The sequence below is a fragment of the Halorubrum sp. CBA1125 genome (assembly GCF_009742825.1).
Classification (GTDB): Archaea; Halobacteriota; Halobacteria; order Halobacteriales; family Haloferacaceae; genus Halorubrum.
This window is the reverse complement of sequence record NZ_WPCE01000152.1, coordinates 1-7085: the sequence shown is the minus strand read 5'-3', so window position 1 is coordinate 7085 and position 7085 is coordinate 1. Positions and strand designations below refer to the sequence as shown.

Sequence of the window (7085 nt, the reverse complement as noted above, 5' to 3'; positions counted from 1 at the left end):
TCGGCGAGGCGCCGGCCGCGGGCGACCCGGACGCCGAGCGGTGGCGCGGCGGCAACCGCACCGGTCGGGCGTACACCTCGCGGCACTCGGGCCGCCGGATCCGTCGGCTGGTCGCCGACTGTGGCTACGCCGACCGCGCGTACTTCACGAACGCGGTGAAGTGCTACCCGCGAGACGAGACGGCCGACCGCGAGACCAACCGCGAGCCGACCGCGGCCGAGCGGCGACGGTGCCGTGACCACCTCAGGGCGGAGGTCGAGACCGTCGATCCGGCGGTCGTCTGTCCGACGGGACGGCACGCGACGGTCTCGACGCTCGCGCTCACGGACCGGTCGCTGGAGGACGTCGCGAACGGGTTCCTCGACGCCGTGCTAGACCCCGTCGCGGTTCCGATGGCCGGCGCCGAGCGCGTCGTGCTCCCCCTCCTGCACCCGTCGTACCGGGATGTCTGGGCCCCGCGGCTGGGCTACGACGACGGCGACGCGTACCGCGAGGCGGTCGAGCGCGCGCTCGACGGGGTCACGTACGTCGACGGACGGCCGACGCGCTAGTTCGCCAGGTGGGTGATGTCCCGTCGCAGGGTGTATCCCTGCGGGACGCCGACGGCACCGAGACAGTCCGCACACAGCACCCGTTCGTAGTCGCGGTTCGTCTCCTTCTCCAGCAGCGAGACGTTCGCGAGCGGCAACACCGACTCACACCGGTCGCACTCGACGCTGTCGCCGTCGACGATCTTCATGTACGCTCTCAGAGCGCACCACAGGCAGATAAAACTACACGGGCGGGCGCGTCGCCGGAGGTACGAGAGGGTACCGTCGGGATGTCGTGAGATGCCGTCGGGATGACGTGAGATACCATCGAGGTGCCGTCGCGGGAACCGTCGAGGTGCATTTAATCACACGTTACGAATATATGCCGGTCCTACCGGTGGATTTATCACACATTACTAATATAATATTCAAAACATGAGACAGCTGATAACACAGTGTTTCCGCGGGTACTGTGCGATAGCGGTCATCATCGCCGGGTTCACGGCGCTGTGGGCGCTCGACGTCATCGACGTCGCCGTTCCGGTCGTCGGATACGCGTGGTTCGCCGTCGCCGCGGTGGGGACGGTCGTCGCCGTGGGAATGGTCTCCCGCACGTCCGAAGTCGTCGAGGCCGACGCGACCACGGATCGGGTCGAACAGTTCGAGAAGAGCGGCCTCACGGGCACGCCGCTGAACCTCTACGTCGGCGCGTTGGCCGCGTGGGCCGCGGTGTCGTTCGGATGGGTGCTCGGCGGGATGAGCGCCGCGGGACTCGACGTGGTCGGGTACGGATGGCTCGCGATCGCCGCCTACGGCGTCGTCCTCGGCGTCGGTATCGCCACCAACCACAGCGAGGACCTCGCGACGGCCGTCGATCCGTCCGAGACGCTCGAAACCGACGCCTGAGTGCGGTCCACCGTCCCTGCAATCGGGTCCGGCGACCGCGTCACCTCCGTTATACCCCTGATTCTTTCGAGTGATAACTCGCGGAGAGCGCTTATGTAGCAAGGGAATCGACGGTCGCCCATGAGCCAGAGTCGGCGGACGCACACGAGCCAACAGCAGCCCGGCGCGGTCGAGGCGAGCGCGGGGTTCGGGATCACCGTGCTCCTCGTCGGCGCCGCGATGTGGGCGCTGCAGTTCGCGTTCGGCGTCTTCGCCGGCTGGGGGTGGGCCCTGGCCGTGGGAAGCGCCTGGACGGTGCTCGGCGTCCTGCTGCTGTTCCCGGACGTGCGGCTGTATACCGGCGCCCGGTCGCCCGCCGAGGCGTACTACGAATCGACGGACGACCGACCGGGTACGCGGTCCGACTGAGTTACGCGTCAGCGTCGCCGACGCGCGCAACGTCGCCGGGACGTGAGGCCGGCAGGTCGAGGCGTCGCAGCACCGAACGCGCCACTGGACGAGAAATTTAACCGTTCAGGGCGCCTACGTTCAGTTTAAGCGAGGGTTCCCTCGCCCCACCATGACGCACAAGCCCACCCTGCCCCCGCCGGCCCGCGTCCGTGACGACGCGCCGGTCGTCGTCGACCGGTCGCTCGACGAAGGGTCCGACCGCCGCGACGACGCCGACGAGGAGTCCGACCTCGGGTCTGGTGTCGATCTCGAGTCTGGCGTCGACCCCGAGGTCGGAAGCGATCGCACGACCGACGACGGACGGTCCACGCGCGCCGTCACGGAGCCGATGACCGTCCGTCCGATGCGCGACGGCCGCTACGTCGTCGAGACGGAGGGCGGCACCTACGTCGTCGCCCTCGACGAGGGTTCCTGCACCTGTCCGGACCACGCGATCCGCGGCGCCCGGTGCAAGCACCTCCGCCGCGTCGCGATGGAGGTGTCCGCGGGAGCGATCCCCGCGCCGGACCAGCGCGTCGGCGTCTGCGCGGTCTGCGGCGGCGAGGCGTTCGTCCCCCGCGACGCCGAGGGCTCGCTGCTCTGCGAGCGGCACGGGTTCGAGCCGGGCGCGTGGGTCCGCGACCGCGAGACCGGCGACCGTCTCGTCGTCGTCGCGGTCACGACCGAGCGGGCCGACGCCTACCGCACCGACGAGGGCCGGACCGTCGCCGCGTACGACTCGAACGCCGACTACGGGGCCCACGAGCCCGTGGTCGAGGCCGTGTACGTCGAGTCGATCCGGCCGGACCGCGGCCTCGACGAGTGCGAGCGGTACGCGTTCCCCGCCTCGCGGCTCACGAGCCGGACGTAGCGCGGTCGGTCACCGAGCCGGGTGGCTGGGCTGAGCCAAGTGGCTGATGTCCTAGCGCAGGAGTACCTGTACCCGCCGCGGGACGCCGACGTTATCACTCCCGGATGTGGAGTGGCAGTCCGAACACCGGCAGTCGATCCGGACGCTACCGTGAGCGAACTATCGACGCGCGATAAAGTGGATAGTCGAAGTCGACGCGGTCGACCGCGGGAAGGGGCGCGTTCGGCGTCCGTTCAGCCGAACAGCTCGCCGAGGCCCTCGCCGCCGTCGCCCTCGTCTTCGTCCTCGTCGTCGGCCTCCTCGGCTTCGGCCTCCTCGGCCTCCGCTTCGTCTTCCTCGGCGTCCCCCTCGGCCTCGTCGGCCGAGCCGCCGGCGGCCGCGCCCGCGGCGGGCGCCGCGGCGGCCGTCTCGATGGCCTCTTCGATGTCGACGTCCTCCAGCGCGGCGACGAGCGCCTTGACGCGGGATTCCTCGACGTCGACGCCGGCGGCTTCCAGCACGCCGGTGATGTTGTCCTCGTTGATCTCTTCGCCAGTCTCGTTCAGGATGAGCGCAGCGTAAACGTATTCCATTGGTGTGTCCTCGTGTGTTAGCCGAACATCGCGCCGAGACCTTCGCCGCCGTCGTCGCCGTCGTCGGCGTCGTCGTCGGTCGCCTCAGCGTCGTCCGTGTCCTCTGTGTCTTCCTCCGCCTGTTCCTCCTCGTCGTCGTCCGTCTGGGGAGCGGGGGCGGCTTCGACGCCCTGCAGCTCCTCGGGGAGCGCCTCCTCGTCGTCGATCTGGGCGGCGAGCGCGCGGAGCTGGGCGTCGGCCTTCCCGATCAGGTCGGGCACGACGTCCGGGCTCTCGATCTCCGCGAACAGCCCGACGGACTTCGCCTGACCGGACGCCTTCGCGATGAGGGTGCCGGCGGTGGCGGCCGTCGGGTACGCGGCGTTGACCGAGAGGTTGCGCGCGGCGGCCGCGGCGGCCTGGACGTCCGCCTCGTACTCCTCGACGTCGATCGCCAGCTCGTCCGGCTCGAACAGGACGCCCTCGGAGTAGACGCCCTTGAGGTCGAGCCCGACCTCCTTCGGCTCGATGCCGAGCTCGGTCAGGACGTTCGCGAGGTCGTCGTCGACGACGTCGCCCTCCTCGAGGACCGTGGAGTCCTCGGTGACCATGATCGTGCCGTCCTGGATGCGCGCGGCGGCGCCGACGGTCTGGAGCTCGCCGACGAACGGCCCCGGGTCGACGCCGGTGTCGCCCTCGGGGATGACGATGTCGTTGGGGGCGACCTCGCCCGCGTTGATGGGGGCGGGAGTCTTCGAGGCCTCGAGTTGCTTGTAGAGCCCGAAGGGGTTGTCGTTGGTGCCGATGAGCGCGACTTGCCCCTCGACGTATTGGGTCAGCTCCTCGACGCCCTCGTCGACCTCCTCCAGCGCGCGGACCGTGAGCGTGTTGCGGCTCATCCGGACGTCCGCGGAGCCGTGCAGCTCGCGGCGCATGGCCTGGAGCTGGCGGCTCGGAATGCCGGCGACGCCGACGATCCCGACGGAGTTGAACGACTCGATGAACTCGACGAGCTCGTCGACCTCCTCGCGTTTCCACTGCGGGATCGTCTCGGTCTTGCGCACGGTGCTCATACGGGCACCTCCTTGGCGGGACCCATCGTGGTCTTCACGTAGATCCCGTCGATGTTGAGCGGGCCCTTCTCGAGGTCGGCCTCGAGCCGGCGGATGATGACGTCGATGTTGTCCGAGATCTCCTCGGCGTCCATGTCTTCGGCGCCGACACGGGTGTGGAACGTGCGCCGGTCGCGCGACCGGAGCTGCACCGTGTTCTTCATCCGGTTGACGGTGTCGACGACGTCGTCGTCCGGCTGCAGTGGGGTAGGCATCTTCCCGCGCGGACCGAGGACGGTACCGAGGTACCGACCGATGTCCTGCATCAGGCTGGCCTCGGCGACGAAGAAGTCGGTCTCGTCGGCCAGGTCCTTTGCGCGGTCGTCGTCGTCTCCGAGGTCTTCGAGGTCGTCGCTGTCGAGCACTTCGTCAGCGACTTCCCCTGCGCGGACGGCGGTTTCGCCCTCCGCGAAGACGACGATCTGTGTCTCCTGCCCCGTTCCAGCCGGCAGCACGACGGACTCGTCGATGCGGTTCGACGGATCGTTGAGGTCGAGGTCTCGCAGGTTGATGGCGAGGTCCACCGTCTCGCGGAAGTTCCGCTCGGGGGCCTCGTCGAGTGCGAGGGTCACGGCCTCTTGTATTGTGTCTGCCATTTTCACCTCCGTAGTACGCAGGTCGCTCCTACGGGTCAGTGAAACAGGCTAAGCCTGTCTCACCGGAAAGTGGTGTATCCGAGGTTTAAAAGCGTCGAAGCGGACGTCCGCGTGTGAACCCGAGTCAGGGGCTGTCGAGCCGTTCTCACCGCGGTCGACCCGCGAATTCGACGTACGTCGAAGAGGATAACGTCGGATAGGGGAATCCTTTTGATGTCGCTGACCAACCGACGAGGTAATGACGCAAGGTGGTCCGGCGTGACGATGGACGAACGCATCGAGGACCTCCGCGAGCGCCGCGAGCGGGCGGCGCTGGGCGGCGGCGAAGACCGGATCGAGTCCCAACACGAGAAGGGGAAGATGACCGCCCGCGAGCGGATCGACTACTTCCTCGACGACGGGACGTTCCACGAGTTCGACCGGTTCCGCACGCACCGGAACCACACGTTCGGGATGGAAGAACAGCAGCTCCCGGGCGACGGCGTCGTCACGGGGTACGGCGAGGTGAACGGGCGCAAGACGTTCGTCTTCGCACACGATTTCACCGTCTTCGGCGGGTCGCTCGGCGAGGTGTTCGCCGAGAAGATCTGCAAGGTGATGGACAAGGCGATGGACGTCGGCGCGCCGGTCGTCGGCCTGAACGACTCCGCCGGCGCCCGGATCCAGGAGGGGGTCGCGTCGCTGGGCGGCTTCGCCGAGATCTTCCGGCGAAACACCGAGCCTCCGGCGTGATCCCGCAGATATCGGCGATCATGGGGCCGTGTGCCGGCGGCGCGGTGTACTCTCCCGCCATCACGGACTTCACGTTCATGGTGAAAGACACCTCTCACATGTTCATCACCGGGCCGGACGTCATCGAGACGGTCACCGGCGAGGAGGTGAGCTTCGAGGAGCTCGGCGGCGCGGTCACCCACTCGTCGACGTCCGGCGTCGCGCACTTCGCGGAGGAGAGCGAGGAGGAGGCGCTCGACGACATCGCGCGGCTGCTCTCGTACCTCCCCGCCAACAACGTGGAGGACCCGCCGCGCGTCGAGCCGTGGGACGACCCCGAGCGCGCCGACGACGAGCTGGCCGAGATCGTCCCCGACGCGCCGCGCAAGCCGTACGACATGAAAGACGTGATCGGCAGCGTCGTCGACGAGGGCTCCTTCTTCGAGGTGCACGAGAACTTCGCGAAGAACGTCGTCGTCGCTTCGCCCGCCTCGACGGCCACTCGATCGGCGTCGTCGCCAACAACCCCCGCGTGAACGCCGGCACGCTCGACATCGAGGCGAGCCAGAAGGGCGCGCGGTTCGTCCGCTTCTGTGACGCGTTCAACGTCCCGATCCTCACGTTCGAGGACGTTCCGGGATTCATGCCCGGCACCGACCAGGAGCACGGCGGGATCATCCGCCACGGCGCGAAGCTGCTGTACGCGTTCTCGGAGGCGACCGTCCCCCTCCTGACGGTCATCACCCGGAAGGCGTACGGCGGGGCCTACTGCGTGATGTCCTCGAAACACATCGGCGGCGACGTCAACTACGCGTGGCCGACCGCCGAGATCGCCGTGATGGGGCCGAAGGGTGCCGTCAACGTCCTCTACCGCGAGGAGCTGGCCGCGGCCGACGACCCCGACGCGCGCCGCCAGGAACTCATCGACGAGTACCGCGAGGAGTTCGCGAACCCCTACACCGCCGCCGACCGCGGGTTCGTCGACGACGTCATCGAGCCCGCGGAGACGCGCGCGCGGCTCGTCGACGACCTGCAGATGCTCCAGGGGAAGCGCTCGGACCAGCCCGACAAGAAGCACGGCAACATCCCGATCTGATGGCGGCCGACACGCCCGCACCGGACGCCCTGCCCGCGGGGCTGACGATTCCCGACGACGCCGACGACGAGGAGGCCGCCGCCATCGCCGCCGCGGTCGCGGCGCACCTCCGCGACGGCGAGCTGGCGGCCGCGGCCGCAGCCGAGGACGGCGACGGCGGGTGGGACGGCGAACGCTGGTCGTTCGTGGGTCGCGTCGATCGGCTTCAGGGACGGTCGGTCAGGGTGCCGACCGGCGCGCCGACGGACCCGTGGACCGCGGCCGGGCGCGCGGACCGGTTCTG

9 protein-coding genes and 1 pseudogene are annotated in these 7085 nt (G+C 68.9%); 6 read left to right on the top strand and 4 right to left on the bottom strand.

Features of this window, described 5'->3' with window-relative positions; genetic code table 11:
- Positions 1-551 (top strand): uracil-DNA glycosylase family protein (locus GJ633_RS12345; protein WP_156589072.1); only part of this gene is annotated, 551 nt, incomplete at its 5' end.
- Here the strand turns inward: GJ633_RS12345 and GJ633_RS12340 are convergent.
- Positions 548-739, bottom strand: a complete 192-nt coding sequence (locus tag GJ633_RS12340) for a hypothetical protein (protein WP_156589071.1) — start codon at positions 737-739, stop codon at positions 548-550. The two genes, GJ633_RS12345 and GJ633_RS12340, sit on opposite strands and share 4 nt — an antisense overlap.
- Before the next feature lie 226 nt (positions 740-965).
- Here GJ633_RS12340 and GJ633_RS12335 point away from each other — a divergent pair, with 226 nt between their 5' ends.
- From GJ633_RS12335 to GJ633_RS12325, 3 genes are all read left to right on the top strand, one after another.
- Positions 966-1436 (top strand): hypothetical protein, encoded by a 471-nt coding sequence (locus tag GJ633_RS12335; RefSeq protein WP_156589070.1) that lies wholly within the window; start codon positions 966-968, stop codon positions 1434-1436.
- A 120-nt stretch (positions 1437-1556) separates the two neighbouring features.
- Positions 1557-1844: a hypothetical protein gene (locus GJ633_RS12330; protein WP_156589069.1), complete on the top strand. Its 288-nt coding sequence runs from the start codon at positions 1557-1559 to the stop codon at positions 1842-1844.
- A 151-nt stretch (positions 1845-1995) separates the two neighbouring features.
- Positions 1996-2736: an SWIM zinc finger family protein gene (locus GJ633_RS12325; RefSeq protein ID WP_231741351.1), complete on the top strand. Its 741-nt coding sequence runs from the start codon at positions 1996-1998 to the stop codon at positions 2734-2736.
- A 233-nt stretch (positions 2737-2969) separates the two neighbouring features.
- Here the strand turns inward: GJ633_RS12325 and rpl12p are convergent, their stop codons facing one another.
- The 3 genes from rpl12p to GJ633_RS12310 are packed head-to-tail and all read right to left on the bottom strand — an operon-like array spanning position 2970 to position 4995.
- Complete coding sequence (gene rpl12p, locus GJ633_RS12320; protein ID WP_156589068.1) at positions 2970-3308, bottom strand: 50S ribosomal protein P1; 339 nt, start codon at positions 3306-3308, stop codon at positions 2970-2972.
- 17 nt (positions 3309-3325) lie between these two features.
- Positions 3326-4360, bottom strand: a complete 1035-nt coding sequence (locus GJ633_RS12315) for a 50S ribosomal protein L10 (RefSeq protein WP_156589067.1) — start codon at positions 4358-4360, stop codon at positions 3326-3328.
- Positions 4357-4995: a 50S ribosomal protein L1 gene (locus GJ633_RS12310; protein ID WP_156589066.1), complete on the bottom strand. Its 639-nt coding sequence runs from the start codon at positions 4993-4995 to the stop codon at positions 4357-4359. Before GJ633_RS12310 ends, GJ633_RS12315 begins: the two co-directional genes overlap by 4 nt.
- Before the next feature lie 264 nt (positions 4996-5259).
- Between GJ633_RS12310 and GJ633_RS12305 the strand changes: the two are divergent.
- Positions 5260-6802: pseudogene (locus GJ633_RS12305) on the top strand (acyl-CoA carboxylase subunit beta).
- Positions 6802-7085 (top strand): hypothetical protein (locus GJ633_RS12300; RefSeq protein WP_156589065.1); only part of this gene is annotated, 284 nt, incomplete at its 3' end. The pseudogene GJ633_RS12305 and the gene GJ633_RS12300, both read left to right, overlap by 1 nt.